Source organism: uncultured Mailhella sp. (assembly GCF_944324575.1).
Lineage (GTDB): Bacteria > Desulfobacterota > Desulfovibrionia > Desulfovibrionales > Desulfovibrionaceae > Mailhella.
Window position 1 is genome coordinate 1 of the sequence record NZ_CALUWV010000012.1, and the last position, 19,163, is coordinate 19,163.

The window sequence follows — 19,163 nt, forward strand, 5'->3', positions numbered from 1 at the left end:
AGGATTTGAACCAATGACCTTCGGGTTATGAGCCCGACGAGCTACCAAGCTGCTCCACCCCGCGTCGTGTTCGCTATATATAGCCTGACACCCTCACACTGTCAACACTTTCCGAAAGAAATTTTTAAAATTTTTTTTGATAATTTTTATCCGTAAATAAGCAACTGCTGACTTCCTTTGCCTTTTATGCTAAACTTTTCACCACCTCAACACCCATACAGGTTTAACATCATGAAATTCTGGGAAATTTCCGATTCCTTCTGGGAAGCCGTCAAGCCGCTCATTCCGGAAACCGTTCGTGATCCTGAAAAGGTTTACCAGCGCATCGCCGGCGGCGGACGCAAACCGCTTGACTACCGCAAAGTCTTTTCCGCCATCGTGTACGTGCTGAAAACAGGCACGCAGTGGAAGTCTCTTCCCAAGGAATTCTACGGCAGCCCGAGTTCCATTCACGCCTACTTCAAAAAATGGGAAGCTCAGGGACTGTTCAGCGAGCTCTGGAAAAAAGGTCTTGCAGAGTTTGAAGAAATGAAGGGCATTGCCTGGGAATGGACCCTCGACACCACACGCAGCGCCAAGGCTGCAACCGCCAACGCGGGCAAGGTGGCCGACGGCGATGACGAGGCCGACGCCCCGGAAGAATGCCGCATCTGGCGGCCGGTCATCAGCCGCAGAAGCCGGGAACGCGCAAAAGAATTCTGTGACAAGGCTACCGCGTTATTTACGGATAAATTCAAATCTTGATTTAATTTATCAGGAAGTCCTATAGTTCATTGCATGGCTTTTGTCGGCCTGTCCTCTTTCCCAGCGGCAGCAGGAGTTGTGCAATGAACTGTCTTTCTACCGGCGCACGCCTTTTCGGTGCGCTTCTTGTTTCTCTTACTCTTCTTTTCCCCGCGACCCGCGCTCAGGCGGAAGGGTTCGCCATCATGGAAAACAGTGCCCGAGGCATGGGCCTGGCCGGCGGACTCATCGCCCGTGGCGGCGATCCTTCCACGCTTGCCTACAACCCTGCCGCCATGACGCTCCTTGATGGAACGCAGATGCAGGCCAACCTTGCCGTGTCCCAGTTCTACTGGGGCGTGGACACGAGAGACGCCGCAGGCAACGACACGGGCAACTATCACAGCGCCCATCAGACCTGGCCCATTCCTTCCTTCTACGTGACGCATCAGATCAACGACAGCGTGTGGTTCGGTCTGGCTTCCTACACGCGCTTCGGCCTCGGCGTGAAGTATCCCAACGAATGGCCGGGCGGGTACAATCTGCAGAGCGTGCAGCTCATCACAAACTCGCTCAACCCCAGCATTGCCTACAAGTTCAACGACCATCTTTCCCTGGCCGTGGGCGTGGAAATGATGACCGCCTCAATGCAGATGAGAAAGAACCTCAATCAGTACGGTCAGGGAAGTCTGGCCGCCATATCTCAGGGGCTCGGCTTCGGCGAACCCGGCGACCTCAACCTGAACGGTCACGGCGTTTCCTTCGGCGGCAACGCGGCCCTGCATTTGAAGGTCAACGATCAATGGTCCATGGGTCTCACCTATCGCGCGCCCATGAGCCTCAAGGTCAGCGGCAAGACCCGCTACGACAATCAGCTCGGCAAGACGCCGCTCGGCGCACTCTCTCCCGAGATCCTCAGACTCCAGAATTCCCGCCTGCGCGGAACCCTGCATCTGCCCGACTCCATCGGATTCGGCGTAGCCTACAAGCCTGTGGAAAACCTCAGCTTTGAAGCCGATGCCGTATACACGCTCTGGAGCCGCTTCCGCGACTTCAACATCTATATGAAGGATCCTGTCAACGAATGGCAGAATACCGACAGGCACTGGAGAAACAGCTGGACGCTCGGCATTTCTGCGGAATACAAGCCCGTGGACTGGATGGCGCTGCGCCTCGGCTTCATGTATGAGACCTCGCCCATGAACCTCGGCAACGCCGACTACATGGTGCCCTCCAACGGCCGCAACTACTATACCGCGGGCGTGGGCTTCTTCTACAAGAACTGGACCATCGACCTCGCGTACATGTACATCCACAACCATGTGCTCGACTACACGGACGCCGCTCGCCTGAATCCTGCAAGTGGCGTGGTGGCCGGCCATACCACCCATCCCCATGCCCACAACTTCGGCATAGGCATAGGCTACAAGTTCTAATACGCCGGTACAAGGAGCGTCCGAAGGCTCCCCTGCGCCGAGCACGCACCTTTCAAGAATGCCCCGATGAAGTCTCTCCTTTTCCTGATGGAAACGGAAAAGCTTCACCGGGGCATTTCCATATAAAAAACGAGTCCGCGTATTCCCTGTCCGTTCAAATCGTCAGGCGTCCGACTGCCTCTCCAGAATTTCGGCAAAGGCCCGGAGCTTGTCGCCGTCGTAGAAATTGACCATGCGAAGCGGTACCGTGGCCACTTCGCCGATCTCCCCCTGTTCCTTCAGCTCAAGAAACAAAAGCACCACGTCCCACGGGGCAAAGCAGCGCGAACCGTCGGGCATGTTGAGCCCCTCCCGGGCCAGCGCAAAGCAGAAGGCGGAAAATTTTCCGGCCCCAGTGCGATACGGCCCGGAAATCATGGCGCAACGGTCGTCGTATTCCGCATAGTTCTCCGCAAAGTCATGATACAGTTTTTCCATCTGCTCGTCGGTGTACGGAGGTCTGAGCGCCAGCAGGGAGTCACAGTACGGCAGATAATAGTCTCTTGCGCAGAACATGTCCGTCCACGGCTCGCTGCCGGAAGGCGAAGAGCTCTGCACGGCCTTTTCTTCCGCCATGCCGATAAAGGGAAAATAGCTTTCCTCTCTGTCGAACACATTTTCGGGAAAGGCCTTGAGCGCGTATCCGTCGCCATCCTCCCGAAGGAAAAGCCGCACGCGTTCCTTCGGCTCAAAAAGACCTTCCACCCGCTCCGTCGTCATGGCGCGAACCATCAGGGGAAAACGCCCCCACAGGCTGTTTCTCATGGGTTCAAGCAGCGCATACGCCCCCACCTTGCCGTAGAATGCGGCAATTTCCTCTACGGAAAACTCTTCGCCTTCCTTCACGTTCTCCCATCCGGTAAATGCCATGTTCCCTCCTGCCGTTCAAAAATTCATGGATGCCCCGTACGGCGTACTTACAGGATTTTCCCTGACGAGAAAAGGCGTTGCGTTCATGCCCGACGCGGCTGCCGCCCTTATCCGGAGGTCTCACGGCGTCTGTCTTCCGAACTCACATCTCAAAAGCCTCTGGAGCACAAAGACAAAAAAGCGAAAACATCATGCGCTCGCGGCATCCGTTTCCCGTTTTTCCCCCGCACGGCAGGCGGAAAAACGAAAAGCCCCGCGAAACTCGACGTTCCACAGGGCTTTCAGCACGTTTTTTCTGGTACCGGAAGAGGGACTTGAACCCTCAAGGCATTGCTGCCGGCGGATTTTGAGTCCGCTGCGTTTACCAGTTCCACCATTCCGGCACAGTTGCTTCTATATAGATTTCACGGCGCGAGGTCAACCGTCATTTCCCGAAGCGGCGACGCAAAAAAACGATAAAAAGGCCCTTTGCGTCGCTCCGAGCTTGCCTTTTTGCATCGAACAAGCTAGTCTCGATGCAAAATATGGATCTGACATGAACGATACCTGCCAAACCACAACTCACAACGGCGACAGCCTTTTTTCCGACATGGAAGAATCCGGCTGCCAGTCTTCCGACGTTCCTCTCGGAAGTTTTGCGAAGGCAGGCACGTTCATTCTTTCCGGGCTCCGCGTCTCCTGCGGTTGCCTCGTCTCCCCCGTCTTTTCGCCCGATATACGGGCCTTTCCCGTGCCGGAGCCGGCTTCTGCCGACGCTTGCCGATGTGGCATGGTCTTTTTTCCGGCCTGAACCCTATTTGAAGGAGTATCGTCTTGGACGGCGAATCCCACAGTACCGTGTGGTCGAAACTCGGCGCTTTCTTTTCCGGCAAGTCTTCGGAAGATCATCTGGAACAGGCAATACGCGAAGCCCGCGAAGACGGCGAGCTCAAGGCGGAAGAAGGTTCCATGCTGCTTTCCATCCTGTCCCTGGATGAACTGCAGGTGCAGGACATCATGACTCCCCGCACCGACATCGACTGCCTTCCCTCCGGAACGACCATTCTTGAGGCGGCTGGAGCCATCGTGGAAACCGGCCACTCCCGTCTGCCCATTTATAAGGACACGCGCGACAACATCATAGGCATCGTTCACGCCAAGGACATGCTGAGCTCCCTCATGCGGGCCGATCTGCAGGCCACTCCCGTCGACAGCATCATGAGTCAGCCCTTCTTCGTGCCGGAAACCAAGATTGCCAGCGAGCTTCTTCAGGAATTCCGCAGCCGCAAGAATCATCTCGCCATCGTGGTGGACGAATACGGCGGAACGTCCGGCCTCGCCACCATCGAAGACCTGCTCGAAGTCATCGTCGGCGACATAGAGGACGAACACGACGCTCCCAAGGAAGAAGACATCCGTCCCCTCGGGGAAGGCAGGTACGAGCTGTCCGGCCGCGCCTATCTTGAAGAGCTGGAAGAACTGGGCATACACCTTGAATCCGACGAGGTGGACACCATCGGCGGATACCTCAGCCTCGATGCCGGGCACGTGCCGCAGAAGGACGAGGAATTCCGCATAGGAGGATGGCTGTTCACCATAGCCGACGCGGACGCCAAACAGATACATACCGTCATCGCGACACGCGAGGAATAGCGCTTTCAGGGCCATGGGCACACGCTCATGGCTCTTTTTGTATGCGGATGGAACGCGCCTCCCCACGCCTTCCTCAAAGCGCCACCGTCATGCTTCCGGCGCGACGAAAAGGAAGTCTGAAACGCCCCGCCCTGCCGATGTCATCAGCCCTCCTCCTGCCTCCGCCTGCAGGCGCAACGAGGCCCCTGAGCCGCTTTCCGCCCGAAGCCCGGGCACGACGCTTGATTATCTCAGGACAACGTGTAATCATACGCAAGTTTAAACCTACTTTAGGAGCGGAATATGCCTAAGCGTACAGACCTTAAGCGCATTATGGTCATAGGCTCGGGTCCGATTGTCATCGGCCAGGCCTGTGAATTCGACTATTCCGGTACCCAGGCCGTAAAGGCCCTCAAGGAAGAAGGGTACGAAGTCATCCTTGTCAATTCCAACCCGGCTACCATCATGACCGATCCCGGTCTTGCCGACCGGACTTATATTGAACCCATCGAACCCGAAACCGTGGCCGCCATTGTCCGCAAGGAAAGGCCCGACGCCATTCTGCCCACCCTCGGCGGTCAGACCGGCCTGAACACCGCCCTGGCTCTGGAAAAGATGGGAGTGCTCAAGGAATGCGGCGTCGAGCTCATCGGCGCCAACGCCGAGGTCATTGAAAAGGCCGAAAGCCGCGAGCTGTTCCGCGCCGCCATGGAAAACATCGGCATCAAGGTGCCCCGCAGCGAAATCGCCCGCAACATGGAAGACGTGCGCCGCATCGCCGCGGAAATGCCCTTCCCGCTCATCATCCGTCCCGCCTTCACGCTGGGCGGCTCGGGCGGCGGCGTGGCCTACAACCAGGAAGACCTGGAAGAAATCGCCGCCGGCGGTCTCGATGCCTCCCTCACGAGCGAAGTGCTCATCGAGCAGTCCGTGCTCGGCTGGAAGGAAATCGAAATGGAAGTCATGCGCGACCGCAAGGACAACTGCGTTATCGTGTGCTCCATCGAAAACCTTGATCCCATGGGCGTGCATACCGGCGACTCCATTACCGTCGCCCCGGTGCAGACGCTCACCGACGTGGAATACCAGAAGATCCGCGACGCCTCCATCGCCATCATGCGCGAAATCGGCGTGGAAACCGGCGGTTCCAACGTGCAGTTCGGCCTCAATCCCGAAAACGGCGAGCTCGTGGTCATCGAAATGAACCCCCGCGTGTCCCGCTCTTCCGCTCTGGCCTCCAAGGCCACGGGCTTCCCCATCGCCAAGATTGCCGCCAAGCTCGCCATAGGCTACACTCTCGACGAAATTCCCAACGACATCACCCGCGAGACCATGGCCAGCTTCGAGCCCGCCATCGACTACTGCGTGGTCAAGATTCCCCGCTTCACCTTTGAAAAGTTCGCCGGAGCCAAGGACGAGCTCACCACCTCCATGAAGAGCGTGGGCGAAACCATGGCCATCGGCCGCACCTTCAAGGAAGCGCTGCAGAAGGGCCTGCGTTCTCTGGAAGTGGGCGCTCCCGGTCTCGGCAGCCATTTCCGCGATCCTCTGCCTTCCATGGACGAAATCATGGCCAGGCTGCGCACGCCGAACTCCAAGCGCATCTTTGCCCTGCGTCATGCCATTCTCGCGGGCATGAGCGTGGAGGAAATCCACGCTGTCACCACCATCGACCTGTGGTTCCTGCGCCAGATCCGCGACATCGTGAAGATGGAAGGCGACCTTCGCGACTTCGCTCTCGGCAACTCCATGACGCCGGACAATCCCGAGCTCGTGCGCCTTCTGCGCCGCGCCAAGGAATTCGGCTTCTCCGACAGGCAGCTTGCCGAAATGTGGAAGCGCCCCGAAAGCGACGTGGCCGCCCTGCGCAAGGCCACGAACACCGAGCCCGTGTACTACCTCGTGGATACCTGCGCTGCGGAATTCGAGGCCTACACCCCCTATTTCTACTCCACCTACGAGACCGGTCGCGAGCTTGACGTTCACGACCGCAAGAAGGTCATCATTCTCGGCGGCGGCCCCAACCGCATCGGCCAGGGCATCGAGTTCGACTACTGCTGCTGCCATGCCTCCTTCGCCCTGCGCGACGAGGGCGTGGAAGCCATCATGGTGAACTCGAACCCCGAAACCGTGTCCACCGACTACGACACCTCCGACCGTCTGTACTTCGAGCCGCTCACCTTTGAAGACGTCATGCACATCGTGAAGACCGAGCAGCCCGACGGCGTCATCGTGCAGTTCGGCGGCCAGACCCCGCTGAATCTCGCCGTGCCGCTGCAGCGCGCGGGCGTGCCGATTCTCGGCACCAGCCCCGACGCCATCGACCGCGCCGAAGACCGCGAACGCTTCCAGGCTCTCATCCAGAAGCTGCATCTTCTCCAGCCTCAGAACGGCACCTGCATCTCGCTGGACGTGGCCAAGGAAGAAGCCGCCCGTATCGGCTATCCCATCATCGTGCGCCCGAGCTACGTGCTCGGCGGCCGCGCCATGATGGTCTGCTACGGCCCCGACGACCTCGACGACTACTTCCGCAACGTGGTGGGCACGGACACCCCCGAACATCCCATCCTCATCGACCAGTTCCTTGAGAACGCCATCGAAGTGGACGTGGACGCCCTGGCCGACGGCAAGGACGTGTATGTGGCGGGCATCATGGAGCACATCGAAGCCGCCGGCATTCACTCCGGCGACTCGGCCTGCTCGCTGCCTCCCTACTCCCTGCCGGATACCATCGTCAGCGAAATCAGCCGTCAGACCGTGGAACTTGCCAAGGAACTGCGCGTCGTCGGCCTCATGAACATCCAGTTCGCCGTCAAGGACGGGAAAATCTACATCCTTGAAGTAAACCCCAGAGCCTCCCGCACCGCGCCCTTCGTGTCCAAGGCCACCGGCGTTCCGCTGCCCCGCCTTGCCACGCAGATCATGCTCGGCAAGACGCTGAAGGAACTCGACCCCTGGTCCATGCGCAAGACCGGCTACGTGTGCGTGAAGGAAGCGGTGTTTCCCTTCAAGCGCTTCCCCGGCGTGGACATTCTGCTCGGACCTGAAATGCGCTCCACCGGCGAAGTCATGGGCGTGGCCCGCACCTTCGACGAAGCCTTCCTCAAGAGCCAGCTCGGCGCAGGCCAGTCCCTGCCCACCTACGGCAAGGTGTTCATTTCCGTGAACGACCGCGACAAGGAATTCGTGGTGCCCATTGCGAAGTCCTACGCCGACCTCGGCTTTGAGCTGCTCGCCACGCGCGGCACGGCAAAGCTCCTCAAGGACTCCGGGCTGGACGTGCAGCCCGTGCTCAAGGTGCATGAAGGCCGCCCGAACATCGTGGACATGATCAAGAACGGCGAAGTCGCCATGGTCATCAACACGGCGTCCGGCAAGCGCACCAACCATGATTCCCGCGCCATCCGTCAGACCACGCTGCACTACGGCGTGCCCTTTACCACCACGATTTCCGGCGCCCGCGCCATTGCCCGCGCCATCCAGCATCAGCAGAACAAGGCTCTCAACGTCGAGTGCCTCCAGGACTACTATGCGGGATCGCCCAAAGGAGAACGCGCATGAAAGCTCTGCTCGCCCTCGAAGACGGCTTCGTCCTTGAAGGGGAATCCTTCACCGGCCCCATTGAACTGACCGGCGGCGAAGTCATTTTCAATACCGCCATGGCCGGATATCAGGAACTGCTCACCGACCCGTCCTACGCGGGCCAGATGGTGTGCCTCACCTATCCGCTCATCGGCAACTACGGCATCAATCCCGAAGACATGGAATCCGAAAAGGTTCACATGTCTGCCCTCATCGTCAAGGAATGCTGCAAGGAGCCTTCCAACTGGCGCGCCACCGAAAGTCTGCCCGACTTTCTCATGCGTCAGGGCGTGCCCGGCATCGAAGCCATCGACACCCGCGCTCTCACGCTGCACCTTCGCAAGAACGGCGCCATGCGCGGCTGCATTTCCACCAGCATTCTCGACGCCGGAGAACTCGTGAAGAAGGCGCAGGAGCTTCCTTCCATGGAAGGACAGAACCTCGTCACCCGCGTGGCTCCCGACAAGCCCTACCGCTGGGATGAGACGGTCGGACGCCCCGCGCCCGTGACCCTCAATGCCGACGGCTCCTACGACTGGCCTGCCGGAAAGGCTCTCAACATCGTGGTGTACGACTTCGGCATCAAGTGGAACATTCTGCGCCTTCTCAGCATGCAGGACATGGAACTTCTCGTGGTTCCCCCGTCCTTTACCTGCGAAGAGGTCAAGGCCGTCAATCCCGACGGCGTGTTCCTTTCCAACGGGCCCGGCGACCCCGCTACGCTGAAGCCGGAGATTGCGGAAATCGCCAGGATGGCGAAAATCTTCCCCATCGGCGCCATCTGCCTCGGCCATCAGCTTCTCGGCCACGCCCTCGGCGGCACCACCACCAAGCTGAAATTCGGCCACCACGGCGTGAACCATCCGGTCAAGAATCTGCTCACCGGCCGCATTGAAATATCGTCCCAGAACCACGGCTTCTGCGTCATTCCGCCCGAAGGCGTGGAAAAGGTGTACGTGAACCTCAACGACGGCACGCTGGAAGGCTTCCGCCATCCCACGAAGCCCATCATGACCGTTCAGCATCACCCCGAAGCAGCCGCCGGCCCCACCGACAGCCGTACCTTCTTCGCCGATTACAAGGCCATGGTGCTGAAAGAAAAGAACAAGAAGTAAGTCTCCGTGCAGCCTTGAGGCGGTACGCTGCACCCGTTCATTCCGCTCCCGAAGGCTCCCCCGACACCGGGGGAGCCTTTTTTGCAACGTGCCGCACAAAACGCGCCTTCAGTCTTGCGCAGTACGCACAACACCGCCACGTCCTTTTGCTTTTTTCAGAAAAAGCCTTATGGTCTCATCTGCAGGGCCAGAAAAGGGAAAGCTGTCCTTTTCCGCCCCGCCTCCCGGCTCTGCCCGCAAAGGACCAACGATGCTTACTTCCGACAACCGACTTTTCATTGCCGCTGCTGAAAATCCCGCATCCCTCACCCCCGACGGCCGCAGGCTGTGCATGGAAGCGCGCATGGCAAACAGGCACGGGCTCATCACCGGAGCCACGGGCACGGGCAAGACCATCACGCTCCAGACCATGGCCGAGAGCTTCAGCGCCATGGGCGTTCCCGTCTTTCTCACCGACGTGAAGGGCGACCTTGCCGCCATGTATCGCCCCGGAGCTCCCGGCGGAAGCGTCGCCGCGCGCATCGACGAGCTCGGCCTGAAGACGCTCGGCTACGAGAATCGCGGCTATCCGGTACGCTTCTGGGATGTCGCGGGGAAAAAGGGCACGCCGCTGCGCACCACCGTAAGCGACATGGGCCCCGTGCTTCTTGCGCGCCTTCTGGAACTGAACGACGTGCAGACGGGCATTCTCAACATCATGTTTCATGCAGCGGACGACCGCGGCCTTCTGCTGCTCGACCTCAAGGATCTGCGCGCCATGGCTGCATGGACGGCGGAAAACCGTGCGCTTCTCGCCTCACGATACGGACACGTGTCTCCCGCCAGTCTGGGCGCCATCCAAAGAAGCCTGCTTCGACTGACCGACGAAGGCGCGGAACGCTTCTTCGGCGAACCTGCGCTCAGAGTGGAAGACCTTTTTGCAACCGACATTGCCGGCCGCGGCGTCATCAACGTTCTTGCTGCGGACGAGATCATGCAAAAGCCGCGTCTCTACGCTTCGGTGCTGCTCTGGCTGCTCTCGGAACTTTATGAACGGCTCCCGGAACAGGGCGATGCCGACAGGCCTCGTCTTGTGCTCATGTTCGACGAGGCGCACCTCATGTTCAAGGACATTCCGGACGTGCTGCTCGAAAAGGTTGAGCAGGTGGTCCGTCTCATCCGCTCGCGCGGCGTGGGCGTGTACTTCGTGACACAGCGCCCGTCGGACATTCCCGATACCGTGCTCTCGCAGCTCGGCAACCGCATACAGCACGCGCTGCGCGCCTTCACGCCGAAAGATCAGAAAGCCGTTCGGGCCGCCGCCGAAACCTTTCGTCTCAATCCCGCCATGGACACCGCAGCCGTCATTTCCTCCCTGCGCACGGGCGAGGCTCTCGTGTCGTTTCTTGATGCCGAAGGCGCTCCCTCCATGGTGGAACGCGCGCTCATTCTGCCGCCGGAAGGCGGCATCGGCGCCATAAGCGACGAGGAACGCAAAGCCGTCATGGACAGCTCTCCCATGCAGCGACTGTACGGTACGCCCGTGGATCGTGAGTCCGCCTGCGAGGTGCTGGAGGCTGAGCATCCATCTTCCGAAAGCAGCGAAGAGAACGATTACCGAAGCCCGTGGGAAGACATGCTCGGTTCCGTGGTGAAGCAGGCGGGACGCACCATCGGCAGTACCGTGGGCAGAGAGCTGGGGCGCGCCGTCATGCGGGGACTTCTCGGCGGCATCTTCGGCAAAAGGCGTTAGTGACCAGATTTCAACAGCATGGAGCGTTGCTCCTTTTTCCGCGCCGAAGGGCGCACATACGAGGACATCATGAACAAGGAAACCTTTGAGGCGCGCCGGGATAGGCTGCGCCGTCTCATGCACGAGGAAGGCCTCGACGCCCTCATCGTCTCCCAGCCGGCCAACCGCTTCTATCTGTCCGGATTCGAGCTTCACGACTGTCAGTGCAACGAAAGCTCAGGCTGCCTCATCATCATGAAGGACGGCAGAGACTGGCTGTGCACCGACTCCCGCTACGAAGAAGCCGCGGCAAATCTCTGGGAGCGGGAGAGGGTGTTCATCTATCGCGGAGCGTCTTCCGAAGCGCTCAACGGCCTGCTCAAGAACCTGTGCGGCACGGGAACCGTCGGCATGGAAGCCGAACACCTTTCCTGGAACTATGTGCAGCGTCTTGAGCCGGGACTCTCGCTCAAGGCCGCCGACGGTCTGGTAGAGAGACTGCGCGAAGTGAAGGACGAGGAGGAAATACGCCTCATTGCCGAATCCGTGGCGCTCAATCACAGAATGCTGGAATGGCTGCCCTCCGTGCTCGTGCCCGGACAGGACGAAGCGGGAGCGGCCTGGGCCATTGAAAAATACTACCGGGAGCACGGAGCTTCGGAGCTGAGCTTTCCGTCCATCGTGGCCATGAACGCCAACGCGGCGCTGCCCCACTACGCCCCGGACGCTCCCGCCGTGTTCACGGACGACTGCATGGTGCTCGTGGACGAGGGCTGCCGCCTGAACCGCTACTGCTCCGATCAGACAAGGACATACTGGATAGGAAACAATCCCTCCCCGCGCTTCACGGAAATGCTGAACCGTGTTCAGGAGGCGCAGCGCCGCGCCATTGCCGCCCTGCGCCCAGGCATCACGGGCAGGGAGGTACATCAGATCGCCGTGGACTACTTTGCCTCCTGCGGCATGGACAAATACTTCACCCATTCTCTCGGGCACGGCGTGGGACTGGAAACCCACGAAGGGCCGCGCCTCAGCCCGACCAGCATCAGGCCCCTTCAGCCGGGCATGATCGTCACCATCGAGCCCGGGCTCTACTTCCCCGGCTGGGGCGGCGCGCGCTGGGAGTACATGGCCGTCATCACGGAAGACGGCTGCCGGGTGTTCTGACGCTGCCGCTTCTTTCGTTCCTGCTGGCGTTCTTCTCCGTCCTTCCCCCTGTGGACGGATTTCCAAAAAGCGCTGGACGAAAAAAAGAGCATGATTATCTTTTTTCTGTCGGGCAAAATTGCGTACGCATTGCCCGGCGGAACCAACCACTCTTCAGGAGACTCGCATGATTCACCCCGAAAAGCGGCACTTCATCATTGTAGCCAAGACGCTCGGCATTCAGATTCTGCTGTTTGTCGGCATACTGTTCACCGTATGGGGCTCGCAGAAGCTCTACACGCTCATTGATCCCGTCAAATTCCCCGTCTATCAGACGGAAATCAAGGAAAACATGACGGATCAGGAAAAGGGAGCGGCGCTGCTCTCTGCCCTCACGCACCGCATGGAAGCGGAACTGGATTCCACCTTCGGCTGGACGGCCAACGACATTCTGTTCAACCGCTGGATCATGGACAACCGCGCCTACCGGCAGTTCGGCACCTACGTGGCCACCAAGATGCTCTTCGACCACTACTCCACGGTCATCGCCAAGCTCGGCAACAACGACCGGGAAAACGACCTTCTCTACAACGCCCGTCTCAACTACTTCGCCATCAGCCCTCAGCGCTGGGGCATGCTGTTCATCCCCTCGGCAGAGAGCTCCTTCAAAAAGGCGCTTTCCATGACCGAACAGTACAAGAAGGATCTTCTGGCGGGCAAGGCCGTCTACAACTGCCGTACCGACGACATCTATTCCGCCTTCAACCTCATCCTCGGCGAAACGGTGTTCGGCTACGCGCTCGGTCTGCTCAACGACAGTCAGGATCTGCCCTTCTACACCCTCGACAACCGCATTTACGAGGCGCAGGGCGTCATCATGGTGGTACGCGACTACCTCAAGGCCATGTATGAACTGTACCCGGAAATCGGCACCAAAAACAACGAACAGAACATGACCGAGGCCATGCGCTACATGGATCTCATCTGCAATTACGATCCCATGTACATCACCTCGTCGTTCAACTCGGGCGAGCTCATCATTTCCTACCTGCTCTTTGCCCGCAACCGCCTCACCGACATCCGCGACAGTCTGAGAATCTGACGACGCACCGGATGCGCCCGGCCGATGCCGCAGCCCGTCCGTAAACCTTTAACGGGGGAAGGAAGTCTGTTCCTTCCCCTTTTCCTTATCTGAAACTGCCATGACGGAACCCCATTCTCCCATTACTCAGGAAAGGCTGACGGCCCTGCGCAGGCTGTTTCACCGCCATGCCGAAGCCGGCATGGCGGAATTCTGGACCACCGCACGCATCGCGGAAGAACTGGAAGCCCTCGGGCTCTCGCCCGTCGTCGGGGAAACGGTCTCCCTGCCAGAAGCCCGCATGGGCATGCCGGACGACGACGTGCTGCGTGCGGCTGAAGCTCAGGCCGCCGAGGAAGGCGCCCCGCAGGCATGGCTTGCGCGCATGAACGGCGTCACCGGACTTGTGGCGGATATCCGCCCGGATCTTCCTGTTCATACCGTGCTGCGTTTCGACATCGACGCCCTCAACGTACAGGAAAGCCATGCCCCGGAGCACCGCCCGGCACGGGAAGGCTTTGCCTCCCTGCACGAGGGGCTGTGCCATGCCTGCGGACACGACGGACACATCGCCATAGGGCTGGGGCTCGCCCGGGAGCTCGCAACCGTACGAGACAGGCTCAGGCACAACGTCCGGCTTCTCTTTCAGCCCGGCGAAGAAGGATGCCGCGGAGCCCGCGCCATGACAGCCGCGGGATGGCTTGCCGGAGCAAGACACTTTATTGCCGCACACATCGGCATGCATGCCGACAACGATCACGCCCTCGTATGCGGCGCACGCGGCTTTCTGGCCACCACCAAGTTCGACGTGGAATTCACCGGACGCGCCGCCCACGCCGGGGCCGAACCGCAGAAGGGCGCGAACTCCCTGCTCGCCGCAGCCAGCGCCGCCCTCAACATGCACGCCCTGCCCCGGCACGGGGATGGCGACTCCCGCGTCACCGTGGGAACGCTCAACGCGGGCAGCGGCCGCAACGTCATTGCCGACCACGCGCTCATGACCTGCGAAACGCGCGGAGCCACCACGGCAATCAACGACTACATGTTCGAGCACTGCCGCTCCATCATCGAACACACCGCCGCCATGTACGAACAGCACTGCCGCCTCCGGCTCATGGGCGGTTCCGACAGTGCAGACAGCGACGACACCCTGATCCGCGTCGTCCGCGAAGCGGCCCGGTCCGTGCCCTGGTTCCATGATGAACTCATACTGGATACGGCGTCCGGCTACGGCAGCGACGACGCCTGCGTGCCCATGGCCGCCGTGCAGAAGATGGGCGGCGACGCCGTCTATCTCATGCTGGGAAGCCGCCTTGCCGCAGGACACCACGCCCCTGACTTCGACTTCAACGAAGACGTGCTGCTGCCTTCCGTGCAGCTTCTCAAAAATATCGTCCTTGCCCTCGACGAGGCATGAACCGATCATAACGGCGATTCATGCAACAGTGTATAATTACAGAGCTTATTGTCTTGACACAAGCAAATCCGCCATGTTTTTATCAAGGTATCTTTTTTCATTCGGAAGCCGTCGAGATCTTCCACCGCACGGAGGATCCATAAAAAATTTCCTTCTTTCCCGACTGCCTGCCTCGTCAGCATGGTTAGGCCTGCCGCTGTCGCCTTGGCCGATGAAGTGAAGACCGGCTGCTTCCCCCTCATTCTCTCCAACGGGTGGACGCAGCCCAAACCGGCACAGAGCGCAAATGGCACGGTGATCGCCATTGTCCAGTACCCCGACGGCACGGGGGCGGTGAGCATTGCCGTGACGCATGCTCCTCTTCCTGCCAGGGATCCTGCCACCCTGACGGTCGACAACATGAAGACGGGCGGCTTCACCGTCTCCGCCCGCGAAACGAAAATTCCCCCCCTTTCCAAACGCAACGTCGCACCGCGCATTCTGCAAAAATTTCCTATCCTGAGCGACGCGTAAAACGGACTTTTCCCTCCTGTCCCGAACATACGTTCGTCCGACCCGAAAACACCCAAAAATGCCAGGTCTTCGAGGGTTTTCACAATGGTCGGCACATCTTTTGTCCGAAGCAACGCCTTCAGGCCTTTTCGGACGGAAATTTTCTCTCTATCTCTAAAGCTTCACTTTGTGCAAATTTTATTTTTTTTTATATCAAAGGGCTATGAAATACTTGCCCGAGACTTTCCTTGAGAAAAAAACTACACGCCAAAGATTCGCCTTTAATATCAAAAACCCCTTGCCTTATTTGGGGGTTTCCCATTATCTTAGTAGGGTAAAAATGGTATTCAGTTCGTTGACTTTATAACCCTTCGGGGAGGGTATGTCATGATCAGTCCCAATCTCATCAAAGACCTGAGTGCTCTGCTGGGCGAAGAAAACGTATTCACCAGCGAAGCCGACAGGCAGTGCTATTCCTACGACAGCGCCGTGCTGCCTCCCAAGGTGCCGGCGCTGGTTCTTCGTCCCACGCAGACGGAGCAGATAGGAGAAGTCGTCCGCCTGTGCTATGAGGCCGGCCTTGCCATCACCGTGCGTGGTGCAGGCTCCAATCTTTCCGGCGGCACCGTGCCCGACACCGTGGAAAGCGCCGTCATTCTCACCAACAGCCTGCAGAAAATTCTCGAAATCAACACCGAGGATCTGTATGCCGTAGTGCAGCCCGGCGTGGTCACCGCCCAGTTCGCCGCCGCCGTGGAAGCCAAGGGTCTCTTCTATCCGCCCGATCCGGGTTCCATGTCCGTGTCCACCCTGGCCGGCAACATCGCCGAAAACGCCGGCGGTCTGCGCGGTCTCAAGTACGGCGTGACCAAGGACTATGTCATGGGTCTGGAATTCTATGACTATGAAGGCAACCTGGTGAAGACCGGCTCCCGCACCGTAAAATGCGTGACCGGATTCAACCTGGCTGGTCTCATGGTCGGTTCCGAAGGCACCATGGGCGTCATCAGCAAGGCCATTCTCAAGCTCGTGCCGCCGCCCCGCGCCTCCCGCGCCATCACCGCCGAATTTGCCGACGTGCAGGATGCCGCCGACGCCGTGGCTGCCATGATCGCCGCCCATGTCGTGCCCTGCACGCTGGAACTGCTCGATCAGGCAACGCTGAAGTATGTGGAAGCCGACCAGAAGATCGGTCTTCCCGTGGAGGCCGCCGCCATGCTGCTCATCGAAGTGGACGGCCATCCCGGTCAGGTTGCCGACGAAGCGGCCATCGTGGAAGAAGTGCTCAGGAAGTGCAACGCCACGGGCATCCACATTCCCAAGGACGCCGAAGAAAAGAACAAGCTCTGGGCCGCCCGCCGCAACGCGCTGCCCGCGCTTGCCCGCGCCCGTCCCACCTGCGTGCTTGAAGACGCCACCGTGCCCCGCTCCAAGATTCCTGCCATGATCAAGAACCTCAACGAGATCGCGGCCAAGTACAAGCTCGACATGGGCACCTTCGGTCATGCCGGTGACGGCAACCTGCATCCCACCATTCTGTGCGACAAGCGCGACAAGGAAGAATTCTCCCGCGTTGAAGCCGCCGTCGACGAAATCTTCGACGTGGCGCTCAAGCTGGGCGGCACGCTTTCCGGCGAACACGGCATCGGCACGGCCAAGGCCAAGTGGATGGAAAAGGAAACCAGCAAGGGCACCATTCTCTTCTCTCAGCGCATGCGTCGCGCCATTGACCCCAAGGGCCTCTTCAACGCCTGCAAGATTACGGGGATGTAATCATGAGCGACATATCCCGTCTTGCCAGAACTCTGATGAAGCTGGACGACAAGCTGGCCGACTGCATGCGCTGCGGTCTGTGCCAGGCTGTCTGCCCGGTGTTTGGCGTCACCCATAAGGAAGCCGACGTGAGCCGCGGCAAGCTTGCTCTTCTCGACAATCTTGCCCACAAGATCATCGAAGATCCCGACGCCGTAGAAGAAAAGCTGAACCGCTGCCTTCTGTGCGGTTCCTGCCAGGCAAACTGCCCCTCCGGCGTGTCCATTCTGGAAATCTTCATGGAGGCCCGTCAGGCCCTTGTGGACTACCGCGGACTCAACCCCATAAAGAAACTGGTGTTCCGCGAGCTGCTCACTCATCCGCAGCTGTTCAGCGCCATGATGCGCACCGCGGCTCCCTTTCAGGGACTCGTCATGCGCCAGAAGGGCGCGAAGACCTACGACATGCCGCTTCTCAGCAAGCTCGTGGGCTCCCGCCACATCGCAAAGCTGCCCGCGAAGTCTCTCCATGCCAAGTACGGCAGTCTGCATACCGAAGGCCAGATAGGCATAAAGGTACTGTTCTTTGCCGGCTGCATGGCCGACAAATACTACACCCAGCTCGGCGAAGCCTGCCTCAAGGTACTGAAGCATCACGGCGTGGGCATAGTCATGCCTTCCGATCTCACCTGCTGCGGCATTCCCGCGCTGGCCTCCGGCGACCGCAAGGGCTTCGTGCTGGAAACGCAGAAGAACCTTAACGTCATCGGCCGTGAGCTTATCGGCGGCGGCATCGACTACGTGGTCACGCCCTGCGGTTCCTGCACCGCCACGCTGAAGGAATGGTGGCCCTACTTCATTCAGGATTTCTCTCCTGAACATCAGAAGACCATCAAGTCCGTGGCAGAACGCGTCATGGACATCAACGCCTTCCTCGTGGACGTGCTGCACGTGGATCAGATGGATCCCGGTGAACGCCATCCCGGCAAGGTCACGCGCGTGACCTTCCACGACTCCTGCCATCTTAAAAAGAGCGTGGGCGTATCCGAGCAGCCCCGCAAGCTCATCCGCATGAATCCCGATTACGAGCTTGTGGAAATGGCCGAGGCCGACCGCTGCTGCGGCTGCGGCGGCAGCTTCACCCTGTTCCATTACGACCTGTCCAAAGAAATCGGCCAGCGTAAGCGCGACAACATCGTGAACACCGGCGCCACCGCCGTGGCCACGGGCTGCCCCGCCTGCATGCTGCAGATTTCCGACATGCTCTCGCAGAACAAGGATGAGGTGGTTGTCAAGCATCCCATCGAAATCTATGCGGAAACGCTTCCCGACTGATTCTATTGGGGAAGAGCGGCCCTTGCCGAGCCGCTCTTCCTTTCTCCGGTGCGCGCAGAACTGAAAACGGCGCGCCTCTCTTATCTTCCCCGCAGGACTTCCTGTCGTCGGGGAACAAGGGCTCTGCCGCAATGCACGGCACAGCCCCGAACCTGCAAGTCCTGAGTCCGTCCGGCCTGTTCCGGCCGACAGGACTTCAGCAACGTAAAACGCTCCAAGGAGTAACAATGACTCAGGATCAACTTGTCGAAGTGGTGAAAGCCAAGGCGTCTTCGGTTCCTGTTACCTTCTATGAGGCCAAGGACTTTGCGGACGCCATGCAGTACGCCGTGGACGTGACGGAAAAGAAACGTCACTGCGAAATGCTGCTGCCCGTGGAAGGCGAACATTACGGCCCTGCCAGCGAAAACGGCTTCCCCACGCTTCTTGAACGCTTCATCGCCGCTCCCGGCCTTTCCGAGGAGGAATACGCCGTTCTGGAAGAAAAGGCCGCCGATACCGACATCACGCTGCTGCGCTCCGGCCTGCGCGATCATCTGGGCGGCTTCGACACCAGCATCACCTGGGCAGACGGCCTCGTGGCCGACACCGTGACGTGCGTGGTCAACTCCAACAGCGAGGAAGTGCGTCTCGGCAGCATGGTGGCCGAAGTGTCCATCATGCTGGTGCGCAAGGGCACTCTGCTGGAAAAGGTGGAGGACGCCAACAATCTTCTGCTCGATCTCGTCAACCGCGGCGGCGCTTCCTACACGGCCTTCATCACCGGCCCCAGCCGTACGGCAGACATTGAACGCGTGGGCGCCCTCGGCGTGCACGGTCCCCTCGAACTTCATATCGTGCTGCTGGAGGACTAG

Annotated in this window: 14 protein-coding genes and 1 tRNA gene; 13 read left to right on the plus strand and 2 right to left on the minus strand. The window is 59.6% G+C overall.

The genetic code is table 11. The features are described 5' to 3' along the window. The first annotated feature begins 231 nt into the window (after positions 1 to 231). The gene (locus Q0J81_RS02665; RefSeq protein WP_294445895.1) at positions 232 to 744 is read left to right on the plus strand and encodes a transposase; all 513 of its coding nucleotides are present in this window, start codon (positions 232 to 234) and stop codon (positions 742 to 744) included. Between the two features lie 83 nt (positions 745 to 827). Continuing rightward, positions 828 to 2,159 (plus strand): outer membrane protein transport protein, encoded by a 1,332-nt coding sequence (locus tag Q0J81_RS02670; protein ID WP_294445896.1) that lies wholly within the window; start codon positions 828 to 830, stop codon positions 2,157 to 2,159. Between the two features lie 162 nt (positions 2,160 to 2,321). On the opposite strand, the gene Q0J81_RS02675 is transcribed toward Q0J81_RS02670, so the two are convergent. Together Q0J81_RS02675 and Q0J81_RS02680 are read right to left on the minus strand one after the other, a co-directional pair. Further along, positions 2,322 to 3,068, minus strand: coding sequence for a hypothetical protein (locus tag Q0J81_RS02675; protein WP_294445897.1), 747 nt, complete (start codon positions 3,066 to 3,068; stop codon positions 2,322 to 2,324). Between the two features lie 296 nt (positions 3,069 to 3,364). Beyond that, positions 3,365 to 3,451, minus strand: a tRNA-Leu gene (locus tag Q0J81_RS02680). A gap of 430 nt (positions 3,452 to 3,881) precedes the next feature. Here Q0J81_RS02680 and Q0J81_RS02685 point away from each other — a divergent pair. The 11 genes from Q0J81_RS02685 to Q0J81_RS02735 all read left to right on the plus strand — a co-directional run bounded on the left by Q0J81_RS02685 (position 3,882) and on the right by Q0J81_RS02735 (position 19,163). Continuing rightward, positions 3,882 to 4,700 carry a hemolysin family protein gene (locus Q0J81_RS02685; RefSeq protein ID WP_294445898.1) on the plus strand — a complete coding sequence of 273 codons (819 nt, stop codon included), beginning with the start codon at positions 3,882 to 3,884 and terminating at the stop codon, positions 4,698 to 4,700. A gap of 282 nt (positions 4,701 to 4,982) precedes the next feature. After that, entirely contained in the window at positions 4,983 to 8,240 is a 3,258-nt protein-coding gene (carB, locus tag Q0J81_RS02690; RefSeq protein WP_294445899.1) for a carbamoyl-phosphate synthase large subunit, read from the plus strand. Next, positions 8,237 to 9,376 carry a glutamine-hydrolyzing carbamoyl-phosphate synthase small subunit gene (carA, locus tag Q0J81_RS02695; protein ID WP_294445900.1) on the plus strand — a complete coding sequence of 380 codons (1,140 nt, stop codon included), beginning with the start codon at positions 8,237 to 8,239 and terminating at the stop codon, positions 9,374 to 9,376. The genes carB and carA overlap by 4 nt, the downstream gene beginning before the upstream one ends. 250 nt (positions 9,377 to 9,626) lie before the next feature. Further along, positions 9,627 to 11,108 carry a helicase HerA-like domain-containing protein gene (locus Q0J81_RS02700; protein WP_294445901.1) on the plus strand — a complete coding sequence of 494 codons (1,482 nt, stop codon included), beginning with the start codon at positions 9,627 to 9,629 and terminating at the stop codon, positions 11,106 to 11,108. Between the two features lie 69 nt (positions 11,109 to 11,177). Next, complete coding sequence (locus Q0J81_RS02705; protein ID WP_294445902.1) at positions 11,178 to 12,254, plus strand: Xaa-Pro peptidase family protein; 1,077 nt, start codon at positions 11,178 to 11,180, stop codon at positions 12,252 to 12,254. Between the two features lie 166 nt (positions 12,255 to 12,420). Beyond that, positions 12,421 to 13,335, plus strand: a complete 915-nt coding sequence (locus Q0J81_RS02710) for a DUF2333 family protein (RefSeq protein WP_294445903.1) — start codon at positions 12,421 to 12,423, stop codon at positions 13,333 to 13,335. A 100-nt stretch (positions 13,336 to 13,435) separates the two neighbouring features. Beyond that, the gene (locus Q0J81_RS02715; protein ID WP_294445904.1) at positions 13,436 to 14,731 is read left to right on the plus strand and encodes an amidohydrolase; all 1,296 of its coding nucleotides are present in this window, start codon (positions 13,436 to 13,438) and stop codon (positions 14,729 to 14,731) included. A 204-nt stretch (positions 14,732 to 14,935) separates the two neighbouring features. Continuing rightward, positions 14,936 to 15,244, plus strand: a complete 309-nt coding sequence (locus tag Q0J81_RS02720) for a hypothetical protein (protein ID WP_294445905.1) — start codon at positions 14,936 to 14,938, stop codon at positions 15,242 to 15,244. A 366-nt stretch (positions 15,245 to 15,610) separates the two neighbouring features. Then, complete coding sequence (locus tag Q0J81_RS02725) at positions 15,611 to 16,996, plus strand: FAD-linked oxidase C-terminal domain-containing protein (protein WP_294445906.1); 1,386 nt, start codon at positions 15,611 to 15,613, stop codon at positions 16,994 to 16,996. Between the two features lie 2 nt (positions 16,997 to 16,998). After that, a complete protein-coding gene (locus tag Q0J81_RS02730; protein WP_294445907.1) occupies positions 16,999 to 18,309 on the plus strand; it encodes a (Fe-S)-binding protein in 1,311 nt (436 codons plus the stop codon). 227 nt (positions 18,310 to 18,536) lie between these two features. Continuing rightward, positions 18,537 to 19,163, plus strand: a complete 627-nt coding sequence (locus Q0J81_RS02735; RefSeq protein ID WP_294445908.1) for a lactate utilization protein — start codon at positions 18,537 to 18,539, stop codon at positions 19,161 to 19,163.